General features: G+C 61.6%; 18 protein-coding genes and 1 tRNA gene. 5 read left to right on the top strand and 14 right to left on the bottom strand.

The genetic code is table 11. The annotated features are described in order from the left end of the window. Positions 1-2: 2 nt before the first annotated feature. Together J5X93_RS09750 and J5X93_RS09745 are read left to right on the top strand one after the other, a co-directional pair. Positions 3-407, top strand: a complete 405-nt coding sequence (locus tag J5X93_RS09750) for a helix-turn-helix transcriptional regulator (RefSeq protein ID WP_250034630.1) — start codon at positions 3-5, stop codon at positions 405-407. Further along, positions 293-1,456: a tyrosine-type recombinase/integrase gene (locus tag J5X93_RS09745; RefSeq protein ID WP_241106813.1), complete on the top strand. Its 1,164-nt coding sequence runs from the start codon at positions 293-295 to the stop codon at positions 1,454-1,456. Before J5X93_RS09750 ends, J5X93_RS09745 begins: the two co-directional genes overlap by 115 nt. Before the next feature lie 79 nt (positions 1,457-1,535). Here the strand turns inward: J5X93_RS09745 and J5X93_RS09740 are convergent. The 9 genes from J5X93_RS09740 to thrS all read right to left on the bottom strand — a co-directional run bounded on the left by J5X93_RS09740 (position 1,536) and on the right by thrS (position 9,009). Then, positions 1,536-1,612, bottom strand: a tRNA-Pro gene (locus J5X93_RS09740). Between the two features lie 99 nt (positions 1,613-1,711). Continuing rightward, positions 1,712-2,068, bottom strand: a complete 357-nt coding sequence (locus J5X93_RS09735; RefSeq protein WP_043213594.1) for a MerR family transcriptional regulator — start codon at positions 2,066-2,068, stop codon at positions 1,712-1,714. Next, on the bottom strand, positions 2,049-2,351 hold the full coding sequence (gene ihfA / locus J5X93_RS09730) for an integration host factor subunit alpha (protein WP_003250679.1): 303 nt from the start codon (positions 2,349-2,351) through the stop codon (positions 2,049-2,051). Before ihfA ends, J5X93_RS09735 begins: the two co-directional genes overlap by 20 nt. Positions 2,352-2,354: 3 nt before the next feature. Further along, complete coding sequence (gene pheT / locus J5X93_RS09725; RefSeq protein WP_182941145.1) at positions 2,355-4,736, bottom strand: phenylalanine--tRNA ligase subunit beta; 2,382 nt, start codon at positions 4,734-4,736, stop codon at positions 2,355-2,357. Between the two features lie 31 nt (positions 4,737-4,767). Further along, on the bottom strand, positions 4,768-5,784 hold the full coding sequence (pheS, locus tag J5X93_RS09720; protein ID WP_043215859.1) for a phenylalanine--tRNA ligase subunit alpha: 1,017 nt from the start codon (positions 5,782-5,784) through the stop codon (positions 4,768-4,770). Positions 5,785-5,895: 111 nt separating this feature from the next. Beyond that, on the bottom strand, positions 5,896-6,252 hold the full coding sequence (rplT, locus tag J5X93_RS09715; RefSeq protein ID WP_003250671.1) for a 50S ribosomal protein L20: 357 nt from the start codon (positions 6,250-6,252) through the stop codon (positions 5,896-5,898). Positions 6,253-6,280: 28 nt separating this feature from the next. Then, entirely contained in the window at positions 6,281-6,475 is a 195-nt protein-coding gene (gene rpmI / locus J5X93_RS09710; RefSeq protein WP_003250667.1) for a 50S ribosomal protein L35, read from the bottom strand. Between the two features lie 60 nt (positions 6,476-6,535). After that, positions 6,536-7,087 carry a translation initiation factor IF-3 gene (gene infC / locus J5X93_RS09705; protein WP_170831750.1) on the bottom strand — a complete coding sequence of 184 codons (552 nt, stop codon included), beginning with the start codon at positions 7,085-7,087 and terminating at the stop codon, positions 6,536-6,538. Further along, entirely contained in the window at positions 7,087-9,009 is a 1,923-nt protein-coding gene (gene thrS, locus J5X93_RS09700) for a threonine--tRNA ligase (RefSeq protein ID WP_043215858.1), read from the bottom strand. Before thrS ends, infC begins: the two co-directional genes overlap by 1 nt. 333 nt (positions 9,010-9,342) lie before the next feature. Here thrS and J5X93_RS09695 point away from each other — a divergent pair, with 333 nt between their 5' ends. Together J5X93_RS09695 and J5X93_RS09690 are read left to right on the top strand one after the other, a co-directional pair. Further along, the gene (locus J5X93_RS09695) at positions 9,343-9,645 is read left to right on the top strand and encodes a hypothetical protein (RefSeq protein WP_043215857.1); all 303 of its coding nucleotides are present in this window, start codon (positions 9,343-9,345) and stop codon (positions 9,643-9,645) included. A 161-nt stretch (positions 9,646-9,806) separates the two neighbouring features. Then, a complete protein-coding gene (locus J5X93_RS09690) occupies positions 9,807-10,019 on the top strand; it encodes a cold-shock protein (protein ID WP_070091905.1) in 213 nt (70 codons plus the stop codon). Between the two features lie 75 nt (positions 10,020-10,094). Here the strand turns inward: J5X93_RS09690 and J5X93_RS09685 are convergent, their stop codons facing one another. Next, positions 10,095-10,418 (bottom strand): I78 family peptidase inhibitor, encoded by a 324-nt coding sequence (locus J5X93_RS09685; RefSeq protein ID WP_182941148.1) that lies wholly within the window; start codon positions 10,416-10,418, stop codon positions 10,095-10,097. A 272-nt stretch (positions 10,419-10,690) separates the two neighbouring features. Between J5X93_RS09685 and J5X93_RS09680 the strand changes: the two genes are divergently transcribed. Then, entirely contained in the window at positions 10,691-10,903 is a 213-nt protein-coding gene (locus J5X93_RS09680; RefSeq protein WP_043214792.1) for a hypothetical protein, read from the top strand. On the opposite strand, the gene J5X93_RS09675 is transcribed toward J5X93_RS09680, so the two are convergent. From J5X93_RS09675 to J5X93_RS09660, 4 genes are all read right to left on the bottom strand, one after another. Then, complete coding sequence (locus tag J5X93_RS09675) at positions 10,875-11,882, bottom strand: nucleoside hydrolase (protein WP_182941150.1); 1,008 nt, start codon at positions 11,880-11,882, stop codon at positions 10,875-10,877. The genes J5X93_RS09680 and J5X93_RS09675 overlap by 29 nt on opposite strands. A gap of 113 nt (positions 11,883-11,995) precedes the next feature. Then, the gene (rbsD, locus tag J5X93_RS09670; RefSeq protein WP_182941153.1) at positions 11,996-12,394 is read right to left on the bottom strand and encodes a D-ribose pyranase; all 399 of its coding nucleotides are present in this window, start codon (positions 12,392-12,394) and stop codon (positions 11,996-11,998) included. After that, the gene (rbsK, locus tag J5X93_RS09665; RefSeq protein ID WP_182818538.1) at positions 12,391-13,299 is read right to left on the bottom strand and encodes a ribokinase; all 909 of its coding nucleotides are present in this window, start codon (positions 13,297-13,299) and stop codon (positions 12,391-12,393) included. Before rbsK ends, rbsD begins: the two co-directional genes overlap by 4 nt. A 9-nt stretch (positions 13,300-13,308) precedes the next feature. Then, positions 13,309-14,331: a LacI family DNA-binding transcriptional regulator gene (locus J5X93_RS09660; protein ID WP_043214798.1), complete on the bottom strand. Its 1,023-nt coding sequence runs from the start codon at positions 14,329-14,331 to the stop codon at positions 13,309-13,311.

The following is a 14,331-nucleotide window of genomic DNA, read 5'->3' as shown; positions in this document are numbered from 1 at the left end:
CCATGGCGAACGCCAATGCGGCACCAGCCGCTCGCATCCAGCCGCGCATCATCCGCGCTGGCGATGCACCCCACTACCTCGGCATGTGCCGATCTGAATTCAACAAGACCGTCAGGCCGCATGTGAACGAGTTCCCCATCGGGGAACGTGGCATCGGTTTTGACCGAGAAGAACTGGACGCCTGGGTGAACGACTACATCCAGGCCATGGCAATTGCGAAAGAAGGCGCTCAGGGACGACAATCATCCGGCAGCGAGCGCCCATCAGGAGATAAGGGATGGCGCGAAAGACAATCACAGGCCTTTCCCAAAGGAACGGCATCTGGCACATCGACAAGAGGATCAACGGCGAGAGACTTTACGAAAGCACTGGAACTTGTGACCGGGCGGAAGCAGAAAAGTACCTGATCCACCGCCTGGAGCAGATCCGCCAACGCAAAGTGTATGGTGTTCGGCAGGTTCGGACGTTCCGTGAGGCGGCTACCAGGTACCTGCTCGAGCACAAGGATCAGCCGTCAATCAAACTGACTGCCCTGTGCCTACAGCAACTTGATCCATACCTGGGCGACCTGCCCCTGACGCACATCGACGACCAGGCACTGGCCCCATTCATTCGGGACCGGCAGACGGATGAAGATTTGCCGAATGGGAAGGTGAGGAAGGCGGTCAGCAACCGGACGGTGAACATCGCGATCGAGCGGGTGATTCGCGTTCTGTCGCTGGCTTGCCGGAAGTGGCGGGATGAAGAGCGCAGGCCCTGGCTCGACAGCATTCCGCTGCTGGCCAAGCTGGAAGAGAAGAGATCCAGTCGAAAGCCCTATCCGATGTCTTGGGATGAGCAGTCGATTCTCTTCGGGGAGTTGCCGGACCATCTGCAGCGCATGGCCCTGTTCAAGGTGAACACAGGCTGCCGAGAGCAGGAAGTCTGCAAACTGAGGTGGGATTGGGAGATCTCGGTGCCCGAGCTAGGTACCAGCGTTTTCTTAATACCTGCCGACTTCGGCGGCCGGCACGAGAACTCAGGCGTGAAGAACCGAGATGAGCGCCTGGTGGTCCTGAACAGCGTGGCCAAGTCGATCATCGACGGGCAGCGCGGTATCAGTCGGGAATGGGTTTTCCCATACAACGGCACCGGCATGCACAGGATGAACGACTCGGCCTGGAAGAAAGCGAGGGTACGCGCGGCAAAGCTCTGGCAGGAGCAACACTTGCGGCCGGCGCACCCAGGGTTCGCTTCGATCAGGGTTCACGACTTGAAGCACACTTTCGGCAGGCGCCTGAAAGCAGCTGGTGTAACAGAGGAAGATCGGAAGTCGCTACTTGGCCACAAGAACGGCAGCGTGACCAGCCACTATTCTGGCGCGGAGCTGGGACAGTTGATAGAGGCGGCAAACAAAGTTTCAGCGACGGACTCGCGTGGGCCGGTGCTGACAATTCTGAAGAGGAGGCAGGCGTAAAAACCTGAGAAGTCACGCAAAAGTCACGCAAAGGAAAAAGGCCACCCCTTTCGGAAATGGCCTAAGTCCTTGGGATTATTGGTCGGGACGGAGTGATTCGAACACTCGACCCCTTGCACCCCATGCAAGTGCGCTACCGGGCTGCGCTACGCCCCGACATCATTCTCGATATTGCTGAGAACGGTGAAGAATCTACCCTAACCTTTTGAATAATGGAAGCTTTTTTTCAAAAACTTTCCATTCATCGGGTTCGGTTCACTTCTTCAACACCACCAACACATCCTCCAACTCGGCAATCATCTGCCGGATCAGCTGCTTGTACTGGGTGGTGTCATCCTTGGCCTCATCACTGGAGAGGCGCAGTCGCGCCCCGCCGATGGTGAAGCCTTGGTCGTACAGCAGCGCGCGGATCTGGCGGATCATCAGCACGTCTTGGCGCTGGTAATACCGCCGGTTACCGCGGCGCTTGACCGGGTTGAGTTGCGGGAACTCCTGTTCCCAATAACGCAGCACGTGCGGTTTTACCGCACAGAGCTCACTGACCTCACCGATGGTGAAGTAGCGCTTGCCCGGAATGGGGGGCAGCTCGTCGTTATGGCTTGGTTCCAGCATAGGCCTCAACCCGGGCTTTCAGTTTCTGCCCTGGACGAAAGGTGACGACGCGGCGAGCGGTGATCGGGATCTCTTCCCCTGTCTTGGGGTTGCGGCCCGGCCGCTGGCGTTTGTCGCGAAGGTCGAAGTTGCCGAAACCGGACAGCTTGACCTGCTCGTTCTCTTCAAGTGCGTGCCGAATTTCTTCGAAAAACAGCTCGACCAGCTCCTTGGCCTCTCTCTTGTTGAGCCCCAGCTCCTCGTACAGCCTTTCGGCCATCTCAGCTTTCGTCAGAGCACCCATACGCTATTTCCTTAACGTGGTGTTCAACCTTTGTTCAAGCGAGGTGAGGATGTTTTGCAGGGTAGTGTTCACCTCATCGTCGTTAAGAGTGCGCGATGGATGCTGCCAGGTCAAGCCGACGGCCAGGCTTTTTCTATCAGGATCAATGCCTTTACCTTGGTAGACGTCAAACAGCCTGAGGTCTGTGAGCCATTCGCCCGCATTGTCACGAATTACTTCAAGCACGGAGCTAGAAGCAACATCACGTCCTGCGATCAAAGCCAGGTCACGCCTCACTTCTGGGAACTTGGACAGTTCGCTGAACTTCGGCAGGCGGCCTTCGACCACATCGCCCAGTACCAGCTCGAAGACGAACACTGGACGCTCCAGGCCCAGGGTCTTGGCGAGCTCTGGGTGGATAGCGCCGATGTAGCCGACTTCCTTGCCGTCGCGCTCGATGCGGGCGGTCTGGCCAGGGTGCAGGGCTGGGTGCTTGCCGGCGACGAACGTGAAGTCGTCCAGGGCGCCCGAGTAGCCCAGCAGGGCTTCCACGTCGGCTTTCACGTCGAAGAAGTCGAGGCTGTCACGGCCGTTCGCCCAGCCTTCCGGCAGACGGCTGCCCGTGGCGACGCCGGCGATCATCGGCTGCTGCTTGAGGTCGCCCAGCTGGCCGACGAAGCGCAGGCCGCTTTCGAACAGGCGTACGCGGTCCTGCTGGCGGTTGAGGTTGTGCTGCAGCGCCTTGACCAGGCCCGGCCACAGGGACGCGCGCATGGCGGCCATGTCGCTGGAGATAGGGTTGGCCAGCAGCAGCGGCTCGACGCCCGGGGTGAACAGCTCGAACAGTTTCGGGTCGATGAAGCTGTAGGTGATGGCTTCCTGATAGCCGCGGGCGACCAGCAGGCGGCGCAGGGTCGGCAGCTCGCCACGGGCTTCCGGGCGGGTCTGCGGAGCCAGGCGGGCTTGCGGGTAGCGGACCGGCAGGTTGTTGTAGCCGTACAGGCGGGCCAGCTCTTCGATCAGATCGACTTCGAGGCTGATGTCGAAGCGGTGGCTTGGGACTCCGACAGTCCACTGCCCTACGCCATCAGCGCTGGTTTTCAGCTCCAGGGCGTTGAGCAGTTGCTCGACCTGGGCAGCGTCCATGTCCATGCCAAGCATCTGGTTGATACGCTCGGCGCGCAGGGTGACTGGCGCGACCTTCGGCAGGTGCTGCTCGCTCACGGCCTCGACGATGGGGCCGGCTTCGCCGCCGACGATCTCGAGGACCAGGGCGGTGGCGCGCTCCATGGCTTCACGGGCCAGTTGCGAATCGACGCCGCGCTCGTAGCGGTGCGAGGCATCGGTGTGCAGACCGTAGGAACGGGCCTTGCCTGCGACGGAAATCGGCTCGAAGAAGGCGCTTTCCAAGAACAGATCGCGGGTCTTCTCGGTATTCACGCCGCTGTGTTCGCCACCCATGACGCCGGCGATGGCCAGGGCGCGGGTGTGGTCGGCGATGACCAGGGTGTCGGCACGCAGCGCGACTTCCTGGCCGTCCAGCAGGACGAGCTTCTCGCCCTCCTCGGCCATGCGTACGCGGATGCCGCCGTTGATTTCGGCGAGGTCGAAGGCGTGCATCGGCTGGCCGAGCTCGAGCATCACGTAGTTGGTGATGTCGACGGCAGCGTCGATGCTGCGCACGTCGCTGCGGCGCAGGCGCTCGACCATCCACAGCGGGGTCGGCTTGCTCAGGTCGACGTTGCGGATGACGCGGCCCAGGTACCGTGGGCAGGCCGCCGGCGCGCAGACTTCAACCGGGCGCACTTCGTCGTGGGCCGGGGCAACGGCAGGCACTTGAGGACGGGTGACCGGCACGTCGTACAGGGCGCTGACGTCGCGGGCCAGGCCTGCGATGGACAGGCAGTCGCCGCGGTTCGGGGTCAGGCCGATTTCGATGCTGGCGTCGTCCAGGTTCAGGTACTGGCGAATGTCTTCGCCGACCGGGGCGTCAGCCGCCAGTTCCAGCAGGCCGTCGTTCTCTTCGCTGATCTGCAGCTCGGCGGCCGAGCACAGCATGCCGAAGGACTCGACGCCGCGCAGCTTGGCCTTCTTGATCTTGAAGTCGCCCGGCAGTTCGGCGCCGATCATGGCGAACGGGATCTTGATGCCTGGGCGCGCGTTCGGAGCGCCGCAGACGACCTGGAAGGTTTCCTGGCCGTTGCTCACCTGGCACACGCGCAGCTTGTCGGCGTCCGGGTGTTGTTCGGTGGCGAGGATCTCGCCCACCACGATGCCGCTGAACTGGCCGGCAGCGGGGGTCACGCTGTCGACTTCAAGGCCGGCCATGGACAGGCGGGCGACCAGTTCGTCACGGGAGACTTGCGGGTTTACCCAACCGCGCAGCCACTGTTCACTGAATTTCATGCTGTTCTCCTAGAAAGTGCGTCGATTGGGCCTAGCGGAATTGGGCGAGGAACCGCAGGTCGTTGTCGAAGAACAGACGCAAATCGTTGACGCCATAGCGCAGCATGGCCAGGCGCTCGGCGCCCATGCCGAAGGCGAAGCCCTGGAACTCTTCCGGGTCGATGCCGGACATGCGCAGCACGTTCGGGTGGACCATGCCGCAACCCATGACTTCGAGCCAGCCGGTCTGCTTGCAAACGCGGCAGCCATTGCCGGAGCACATCACGCACTGGATGTCGACTTCAGCCGAAGGCTCGGTGAAGGGGAAGAACGACGGACGGAAGCGTACCGCCAGTTCTTTTTCGAAGAACACGCGCAGGAACTCTTCGATGGTGCCCTTGAGGTCGGCGAAGTTGATGCCGCGATCGACCAGCAGGCCTTCGACCTGGTGGAACATCGGCGAGTGGGTAATGTCCGAGTCGCAGCGATAGACGCGGCCCGGGCAGACAATGCGGATCGGCGGCTGGCTGGACTCCATGGTCCGCACCTGCACAGGCGAAGTGTGGGTGCGCAGCAGCATGTTGGCATTGAAGTAGAAGGTGTCGTGCATCGCCCGGGCCGGGTGATGGCCGGGGATGTTGAGCGCTTCGAAGTTGTGGTAGTCGTCTTCGACCTCAGGACCTTCGGCGATGCCGTAGCCGATGTGGGTGAAGAACTGCTCGATGCGCTCGAGGGTACGGGTGATCGGGTGCAGCCCGCCGGTGGTCTGGCCACGGCCTGGCAGGGTCACGTCGATGCATTCGGCGGCCAGGCGAGCGTTGAGCTCGGCTTCTTCGAAGGCAGCCTTGCGTGCGTTGAGCACGTCGGTGACGCGCTCTTTGGCGTCGTTGATCAGCGCACCGACTTTCGGGCGCTCTTCGGCTGGCAGGTTGCCCAGGGTCTTCATCACCTGGGTCAGCTCGCCTTTCTTGCCGAGGTATTGGACCCGGATCTGTTCCAGGGTAGTGATGTCTTCAGCGCGTTCCACGGCCTCGAGGGCTTGGGCAACCAGCGCGTCCAGGTTTTCCATGTACAGACTCCAGATACGAAAATAGGGGAAGAGCTTTTGAAGGCTCTTCCCCTATCGATGACGTTTTACACCCGACGACGCAAAGCGCCGCCGGATGATTGTCGTGGGTACTTAAGCCAGGACGGCTTTAGCTTTCTCGACAATCGCAGCAAACGCCGCTTTTTCGTTCACTGCCAGGTCGGCCAGAACCTTGCGGTCGATTTCGATCGACGCTTTCTTCAGGCCAGCGATCAGACGGCTGTAGGACAGACCGTTGGTGCGGGCACCGGCGTTGATACGAGCGATCCACAGAGCGCGGAACTGACGCTTCTTCTGGCGACGGTCACGGTAGGCGTATTGGCCAGCCTTGATGACAGCCTGCTTGGCAACGCGGAATACGCGCGAGCGTGCACCGTAGTAGCCTTTAGCCAGTTTCAGAATTTTCTTGTGACGCTTACGAGCGATGACGCCACGCTTTACACGAGCCATGAGTAACTTCCTCTATCGTTGACCAGAATTAACGTACGCGCAGCATGCGCTCGACTTTTGCCACGTCAGACGGGTGCAGCAGGCTGGCACCGCGCAGTTGACGCTTACGCTTGGTCGACATTTTGGTCAGGATGTGGCTCTTGAAAGCGTGCTTGTGCTTGAAGCCGGAAGCGGTTTTCAGGAAACGCTTCGCAGCACCGCTCTTGGTTTTCATTTTTGGCATGTTGGAACTCCGCATTCGATAAAATTACACATAATCATCAGGCCTGCCGTGCCCGGGAGATTACTTCTTCTTTTTGGGGGCGATGACCATCATAAGCTGGCGTCCTTCCATCTTCGGATGCTGCTCAACGGTGCCGTATTCGGCGAGGTCAGCTTCGACCCGCTTCAACAGCTCCATGCCCAGCTCCTGGTGGGCCATCTCACGGCCGCGGAATCTCAGAGAGATCTTGGCCTTGTCCCCATCGCTAAGGAAACGTACCAGGTTGCGTAGTTTTACCTGGTAATCCCCTTCTTCCGTCCCTGGACGAAACTTGATTTCTTTGATCTGGATCTGCTTCTGGTTTTTCTTGGCTTCGTTGGCCTGCTTCTTCTTTTCGAAGAGGTGCTTGCCGTAGTCCATGACCTTGCAGACAGGCGGTTGCGCGTCTGCAGAGATCTCCACCAGATCCAGCTTCGCTTCATCAGCGATACGCAGCGCTTCATCAATCGAGACGATGCCAATCTGCTCGCCGTCAGCGCCAATTAACCGAACCTCGCGTGCCGAGATATTCTCGTTGATCGGGGCTTTCGGTGCAGTTCGTTTATCGTTTCTCATTTCACGCTTAATAGTCATTACTCCGATTCTAGGCGACCGCGCTGAGCCACGGCGTCAGCGAGCAGTTGGGTGAATTGGGAGACGGGCATGGAGCCCAGGTCTTTGCCATCACGGGTACGCACTGCAACGGTCTGCGTTTCGACTTCGCGGTCCCCTATAACCAGAAGGTATGGGACCTTGAGCAAAGTATGCTCGCGGATTTTAAAGCCGATCTTCTCATTTCTCAAGTCGGACTTGGCACGGAAACCAGCCCCATTGAGGGATTTTTCCACTTCGAGTGCGAAATCGGCCTGCTTGTCGGTGATGTTCATGATCACCGCCTGGGTCGGGGCCAGCCACGCCGGGAATACGCCCGCGTAGTGCTCGATCAGCATGCCGATGAAACGCTCGAAGGAACCGAGGATCGCACGGTGCAGCATGACTGGGCGCTTACGGTTGTTATCTTCGGCGATATAGCTAGCATCCAGACGCTCCGGCAGGTTCGGATCGTACTGCAGGGTGCCGCACTGCCAGTTACGGCCCAGGCAGTCACGCAGGGTGAATTCGATCTTCGGACCGTAGAAAGCGCCCTCGCCCGGCTGGTATTCCCACTCCAGGCCCGACTCGTTCAGCGCATCGGCCAGGGCGCCTTCGGCGCGGTCCCACAGCTCTTCGGAGCCCACACGCTTGGCGGGACGGGTCGAGAGCTTCATGGCGATGTCGGTGAAACCGAAGTCCTTGTAGACATCCAGGGTCAGCTTGATGAAGTCGGCCGCTTCTTTCTTCACCTGATCTTCGGTGCAGAAGATGTGGGCGTCGTCCTGGGTGAAGCCACGCACACGCATGATGCCGTGCAGGGCGCCGGACGGCTCGTTACGGTGGCAGGCACCGAACTCGGCCAGGCGCAGCGGCAGGTCACGGTAGGACTTCAGGCCTTGGTTGAACACCTGTACGTGGCAAGGGCAGTTCATCGGTTTTACCGCGAAATCGCGACTTTCCGACGAAGTGGTGAACATGTTCTCGGCGTAGTTGGACCAGTGGCCGGAACGCTCCCAGAGGATGCGGTCGACGACCTGCGGCGTCTTGATCTCCAGGTAGCCGTTTTCGCGCTGCACACCACGCATGTACTGCTCGAGCACCTGATAGACGGTCCAGCCGGCCGGGTGCCAGAAGACCATGCCCGGGGCTTCTTCCTGCAGGTGGAAGAGATCCAGCTGCTTGCCGATCTTGCGGTGGTCGCGCTTTTCGGCTTCTTCGATGCGCTGGATGTAGGCAGCCAGTTGCTTCTTGTCAGCCCAGGCGGTGCCGTACACGCGCTGCAGCTGCTCGTTCTTGGCATCGCCGCGCCAGTAGGCGCCAGACAGCTTGGTCAGCTTGAAGGCCTTGAGGAAACGGGTGTTCGGCACGTGCGGGCCACGGCACATGTCGACGTATTCTTCGTGGTAGTACAGGCCCATGGCCTGTTCGTCCGGCATGTCCTCGACCAGGCGCAGCTTGTAGTCTTCGCCACGGCTCTTGAACACGTCGATGACTTCGGCGCGCGGGGTCATCTTCTTGATGACGTCGTAGTCCTTGTCGATCAGCTGTTGCATGCGCTGTTCGATAGCGGCCATGTCTTCTGGGGTGAAGGGGCGCTCGTAGGCGATGTCGTAGTAGAAGCCTTCGTCGATCACCGGGCCGATCACCATCTTGGCGGTCGGGTACAGCTGTTTCACTGCGTGGCCGACCAGGTGGGCGCACGAGTGACGGATGATCTCCAGTCCCTCTTCATCTTTAGGGGTGATGATCTGCAGCGTGGCGTCGTTCTCGATCAGGTCGCAGGCGTCGACCAGCTTGCCATCGACCTTGCCGGCCAGCGTGGCCTTGGCGAGGCCCGCGCCAATGGAGGCGGCGACTTCGGCAACGGTGACGGCCTTGTCGAACGTACGTTGACTGCCATCGGGAAGAGTAATTACGGGCATGGCGCCTCCTCTCCTAGTGGTGACCCCTACCAAAGGTCACATGGGTTGGGATGAGCCAGTACAAGATCCGACCTGCCTTTCCCGCGGGAAAGCCTGCCTCACAGTGGCAGGAGCCTTTCGGCCAACCAGGGACGAACCAGAGTGACTGGAAAGAAAAATGGAAAACAGCTGCCAGGGTGCAGCTGCAAGCCGAGCATGCTAGCACGCGGCTTGGGCGGCAGGCAGAAATATTTGGAAATTAAGCCGTCTGGGTGAACTTGTTCGGAAAATTCCACCTCAGAGTTTCTGAAGCATCCTACTCTTGATGAGATCCAACCCAAGGAGTGTGTGGTTATGCGACTTCAGTCTCTTCTGGCCCTGACCGCCGCCAGCGCCCTGCTGCTGCCCCTGGCGGCACATGCCGAGTGGCCTGCCGGCAAGAAAGGCGCCTACATGGAGCAGTGCGTCCAGGTGGCGTCGGCTCAAGGTGTCGATGCGAAAACGGCGGACCAGCACTGCAAGTGCGGCGCTGATGCGATCGAGAAGAACTTCACCAAGGCGGAAATCGAAGACCTGGACAGCAAGGACGGTGTCGACGCCAAGCTGATGCAGCGGGCGCAAACCGTGGTACGTCAGGCCTGCGCACCTAAGAGCTGAGCCTTTTTGCGGGGCGATGCACGCATTATTTGCCGTGGATCAGTATCCTGCGAAGGTAACAGGCGCTAGATACGCAGAATTAGACTATGATGTCGCCGGTGCTGCGTAGCCTCGGCAACATCGCACCTCGAAAAAAAACCATGTTTCTGGAGATTCACCCCATGTCCAATCGCCAAAACGGCACCGTCAAATGGTTCAATGATGAAAAAGGCTACGGCTTCATCACCCCAGCAGGCGGCGGCGACGACCTGTTCGTACACTTCAAGGCCATCGAAACCGACGGCTTCAAGAGCCTGAAAGAAGGCCAGTCCGTTTCCTTCGTTGCCGAACGCGGTCAGAAGGGCATGCAGGCTGCGCAGGTTCGTCCGGAGTAATTCGGATACGAATACAAAAAACCCGCCTTCATGGCGGGTTTTTTGTGGGTGTTCGCTTTTGTCGCAGGCGAAACCTCAACCGCAGTTAACGCGGCTCACCACGCCTTTGTCATCGACGTTCAGGTTCAGCCGCTCGGAGCGGTATTCCAGGGTGATTACATCGTGGGGCTTGAGGATACGTGCCAGTTGCGAACCGCTGGCCTTGCGTGCCTGCTCCAGCAGCGCCGGGGTGGCCTGTTTGCCTATGGTGAAGTCGGCACCGCTGGCCTCGCAGCGACCGCCGTTATCGGCCGAGGTGCCTGGGGCCTTGTCGCCACCGCTGGAAGAACCGCCTGTGCTGCAACCTGCCAGGACTGCAGCCGCCAGCAAGGTCGCCAGGTAAGCACGGGTACGGAACATGAATCCTCCTAATCATCATGGGAACTGTCTCATGCGACAGCTCCGCTCAACTTTTGTTGCAAAACCGAGCAAGTCTGCCTGAACCGGCCCCTGATGGCGAAAGGGAATCGTGACTGGATTTTGCGCCGTACGCCTGGCGGTTTATTCGCCAGCGGTCGTGCGACGAATGCAAAGGCATGATTTACTGCAACAACCGGAGCGCAGCACGCCTCCCTTCGAACGCCAGGGTCCGGTGTTCGACCCTTAGCCCAGGCTTGCCACGAGAGCCTCCCATGAGCAGCCACAGCATCGACGCCGACATCAAGGTCAAATGGGCCGAGGGCCAGAGCGCCTACAGCCCCAGCACCCCTGAAGAACTGCTGCTGATCGCCATCGACTTGTTGGTTCGCGACCGCGGCAGCGAAGCAGCGCGCAGCTTCATCGAGCAGGTGTTCGAGCGCTACGCCCCGCACGCCGCTATTGCAATCGAGCCAAGCGCTCGCTGAGCAGGTCGAAAAAGCCCTGGGCATCGCCCTCGTTCAGCCACAGCACATTGGCCGGACGCTTGAGCACCGCGTACCAGTCAACGACGGTCTGGCCAAAGGTCGGGCCTTCACGGCTGTCGACCTCCAGGTGGGCCCGCCTGCCGCTGAACAGCTCGGGCTTGATCAGGTAGGCGATGACACTGGCATCGTGCACCGGGCCTCCGGGCATCCCGTACAGGTCCATGTCGTGCTTGACGTAGGCGTCGAGGATATCCACCACACGCTGGCTGGCCTGATTGTTGATGGCTGCCAACTGCTTGAAGCGCGCTTCACTGGTGATCACCTTGTGGGTCAGGTCCAGGGGCACGTAGGTCAGCTTGACGCCGCTGGCCAGCACCACCTGCGCAGCATGGGGGTCGGCGTAGAGGTTGAACTCGGCCACCGGGGTGATGTTGCCGCCATTGAAGTGAGCACCACCCATTACCACCACTTCCTTGATGCTTTTGGCGATCTCGGGCTTCTGGATCAACGCCAGGGCCAGGTTGGTCTGCGGACCGAGCATGGCCAGGGTGATGCTGTGAGGCTCGGCGTGGGACAGCGTATCGACCAGGTACTGCACGGCATTGCCCTGGGCCAGGCCCTGTTTGGGCTCGTGGACCTTCACCCCTTCCAGGCCCTCCCGACCATGGATATCGTCAGCGTAGATCGGCTTGCGCACCAGCGGGCGCCCTGCCCCGGCGTAGACCGGGATGTCTTCGCGCCCAGCCCATTCCCGCGCGAGGCGAGCGTTGCGTGAGGTCTTGTCCAGACGCACGTTGCCGGCCACGGTGGTGATGGCGCGGATGTTCAAGTCCTCGGGCGAGGCCATGGCGAGCAGCAGCGCGACGACGTCGTCGGCACCCGGGTCGGTGTCGATGATCACATCCCGCGTAGCGGCCTGGAGGGAGTTGGTGACCACGGCTGACATGAGGACGACTCCTTTGAGGAGGTGTTTGAACATAGGGCACTCCTTGTTGCCTTCGATAGTGGGGCCGCGTTGCGGCCTTTCGTGGGTAAACCCGCTCCCACAGGGTTCGGCGCAGGACCGGGTTTACCCGCGAGTGGGCCTTGACCTCAGAACGTGACACCCGCCACTAGCGCGATGTTGCTGTAGGGTTTGCACTCCCCGGTTCGCACCACGGCCTTGGCCTGGCGGCACAACTCTTTGAACGCTTGATGGCTCAGCAGCTCGCGCACGCCCAGCTGTCCTTGCAGCCCCTGTACCTGCGCCAAGGCTGGCGGCGCTACCTCGAGCATCTGCTCGGCCAGCACATGCCGCTCCACTTGCATCTCTCCCAGCACCGCCTGCAACACACTGGCGAAATCCGGCACACCGGGGGTCACGGCCAGATCGATCTGTTCTACGCCCGGCGGCACCGGCAGCCCGGCATCGCCGATCACCAGGATGTCACCGTGGCCCAGCCCGGCGACCACCCTGGACAACGCCACGTTCAACAATCCGGTCTTCTTCATGGCGCAAGCTCCGCCAAATAGGGAATCGAAGGCTGGGCGCCCACGCGGGTCACCGACAACGCCGCGGCCCGCTGGCCGAAGGCGATGGCCTCGCCCTCCTCCAATCCGCGCACCAGGCCGGCAGCGAAGCCGCCGATGAAGGTATCCCCTGCCGCGGTGGTATCCACGGGCTTGACCACCGGGGCGGGAAAATGCCGGCTACCCGCAGGGCTGAGGAACAACGCACCCTGCGCCCCCAGCGTGACGATCACCTTGCCCGCGCCCAGCTGCAACAGCCGTTCACCGGCGCGGCGTGCACTGTCGATGTCGGTCACCGGCAGCCCGGTCAAGGCTTCGGCCTCGCTCTCGTTGGGCGTGAGGTAATCGATATCGGCGAACCAGTCCGACGGCAGCGGGCCGGTGGCAGGCGCGGGGTTGAGGATCACTGTCTTACCCAGTTCACGCCCACGGGCCAGCGTCCAGGCCACCGTGGTCATGGGCACTTCCAGCTGGCAGATGATCACCTCGGCCGCTTGCAACAGAGCGTCGTAACGCTGCACGGACGCCGGCGTCAGCTGGCCGTTGCCGCCGGGGATGATGACGATGGAGTTCTGGCTGGCGGCATCGACCATGATCAGCGCCACGCCGCTGGAGACGCCTGGGCATACGCCCACCGCTTGGCAATCGATGCCCTCATGCTCCAGGGCCTTGCGCAGTTGCTGGCCATAGGCGTCGTCGCCCACGTTGCCGACCATGGCCACGCTGGCCCCAAGCCGAGCCACGGCCACCGCCTGGTTGGCACCCTTGCCGCCGGGCACGGTGAAGAAGCTGTCGCCGGCCAGCGTCTCGCCGGGCCGGGGCAAACGCTGGGTGCGGGCCACCAAGTCCATGTTGAGACTGCCGACCACCACGACCTTGGCGCTCATGGTCACTCCTTAGCGGTAATCATTGAACAGGTCCGGGCGCGGCCCGGTGGATTCACGCAGCACGATGCGCGGGGCGACGATGCGCTGCTCCACGCCGCCGCTGCGGGGGGTGGCGATGCGCGAGAGCAGCAGCTGCGCGGCGCTTTCGCCGAGCTCGCGGATCGACTGGCCGACCGTGGTCAACGGCGGGTACACATAGCGGCTGAGCTCGATGTCGTCGAAGCCGACCACCGACAACTCGCCCGGCACGTGGATGTTGCGCTCGGCCGCCGCACGCAACACGCCAAAACCGATCATGTCGTTGCCGGCGAAGATCGCCGTGGGCCGCGGGCCGTCGAGCAGGTGCACCGCGGCGTCGTAGCCACCGGGGCTGCTGAAGTCACTGTGCAGAATGCGATTTTCACCCTCCGCCACGCCCTGCTCGGCCATGGCCCGACGGTAGCCCGCCAGGCGCAACTGGGCAGGCCCTGAGTCGGCCGGCCCGCCGATGCAGGCGATGTCGCGATGGCCCAGGTCCAGCAGGTGCCGGGTGGCGAGGTAGCCGCCCTGTTCGTGGTCGATGCGTACCAGGTCGGCATCGATGCCATCCAGGGCGCGGTCGACGATGACCATTGGCGTGCGCACGCAGGCCAGGCTTTCCAGCAGGTCGCTGTCCTGGCCGACCGAGGCGACGATCAGGCCGTCGATGCGCTTTTCCAGCAACACCCGCAGGTAGCTGCGCTGCTTTTGCGGGTTGTCGTCGGAGTTGCAGAGGATCACGCAATAGCCATTGCGCTCGCAGCCGTCCTCGATACCCCGGGCCAACTCGGCGAAGTACGGGTTGACGCTGTTGGGCACCAGCAGGCCGATGGTGGCGGTGCTGCGGGCCTTGAGCGAACGGGCCACGGCGCTGGGCACGTAGTCGAGCTCGGCGATGGCCGCCTCGACCTTCAGGCGCACATGCTCGCTGACCGGGCGGGTCTTGTTCAGTACATGGGACACGGTGGTATAGGAAATACCTGCCAATGCCGCGACGTCTTTGATGGTTGCCAT

It is taken from the genome of Pseudomonas sp. BYT-1 (assembly GCF_023611805.1).
GTDB classification, from domain to species: Bacteria; Pseudomonadota; Gammaproteobacteria; order Pseudomonadales; family Pseudomonadaceae; genus Aquipseudomonas; species Aquipseudomonas guariconensis.
The sequence above is the reverse complement of the archived record's forward strand: the minus strand, read 5'-3'. Positions and strand labels throughout refer to the sequence as shown.

Bases quoted from the DNA above. Each gene is read 5' to 3' on its own strand.
- J5X93_RS09750 (WP_250034630.1), top strand. From the start codon at position 3: ATGGCGAACGCCAATGCGGCACCAGCCGCTCGCATCCAGCCGCGCATC.
- J5X93_RS09735 (WP_043213594.1), bottom strand. From the start codon at position 2,068: ATGCTGGAACCAAGCCATAACGACGAGCTGCCCCCCATTCCGGGCAAG.
- ihfA (WP_003250679.1), bottom strand. From the start codon at position 2,351: ATGGGTGCTCTGACGAAAGCTGAGATGGCCGAAAGGCTGTACGAGGAG.
- pheT (WP_182941145.1), bottom strand. From the start codon at position 4,736: ATGAAATTCAGTGAACAGTGGCTGCGCGGTTGGGTAAACCCGCAAGTC.
- pheS (WP_043215859.1), bottom strand. From the start codon at position 5,784: ATGGAAAACCTGGACGCGCTGGTTGCCCAAGCCCTCGAGGCCGTGGAA.
- rplT (WP_003250671.1), bottom strand. From the start codon at position 6,252: ATGGCTCGTGTAAAGCGTGGCGTCATCGCTCGTAAGCGTCACAAGAAA.
- rpmI (WP_003250667.1), bottom strand. From the start codon at position 6,475: ATGCCAAAAATGAAAACCAAGAGCGGTGCTGCGAAGCGTTTCCTGAAA.
- infC (WP_170831750.1), bottom strand. From the start codon at position 7,087: ATGACTATTAAGCGTGAAATGAGAAACGATAAACGAACTGCACCGAAA.
- thrS (WP_043215858.1), bottom strand. From the start codon at position 9,009: ATGCCCGTAATTACTCTTCCCGATGGCAGTCAACGTACGTTCGACAAG.
- J5X93_RS09695 (WP_043215857.1), top strand. From the start codon at position 9,343: ATGCGACTTCAGTCTCTTCTGGCCCTGACCGCCGCCAGCGCCCTGCTG.
- J5X93_RS09690 (WP_070091905.1), top strand. From the start codon at position 9,807: ATGTCCAATCGCCAAAACGGCACCGTCAAATGGTTCAATGATGAAAAA.
- J5X93_RS09685 (WP_182941148.1), bottom strand. From the start codon at position 10,418: ATGTTCCGTACCCGTGCTTACCTGGCGACCTTGCTGGCGGCTGCAGTC.
- J5X93_RS09680 (WP_043214792.1), top strand. From the start codon at position 10,691: ATGAGCAGCCACAGCATCGACGCCGACATCAAGGTCAAATGGGCCGAG.
- J5X93_RS09675 (WP_182941150.1), bottom strand. From the start codon at position 11,882: ATGTTCAAACACCTCCTCAAAGGAGTCGTCCTCATGTCAGCCGTGGTC.
- rbsD (WP_182941153.1), bottom strand. From the start codon at position 12,394: ATGAAGAAGACCGGATTGTTGAACGTGGCGTTGTCCAGGGTGGTCGCC.
- rbsK (WP_182818538.1), bottom strand. From the start codon at position 13,299: ATGAGCGCCAAGGTCGTGGTGGTCGGCAGTCTCAACATGGACTTGGTG.
- J5X93_RS09660 (WP_043214798.1), bottom strand. From the start codon at position 14,331: ATGGCAACCATCAAAGACGTCGCGGCATTGGCAGGTATTTCCTATACC.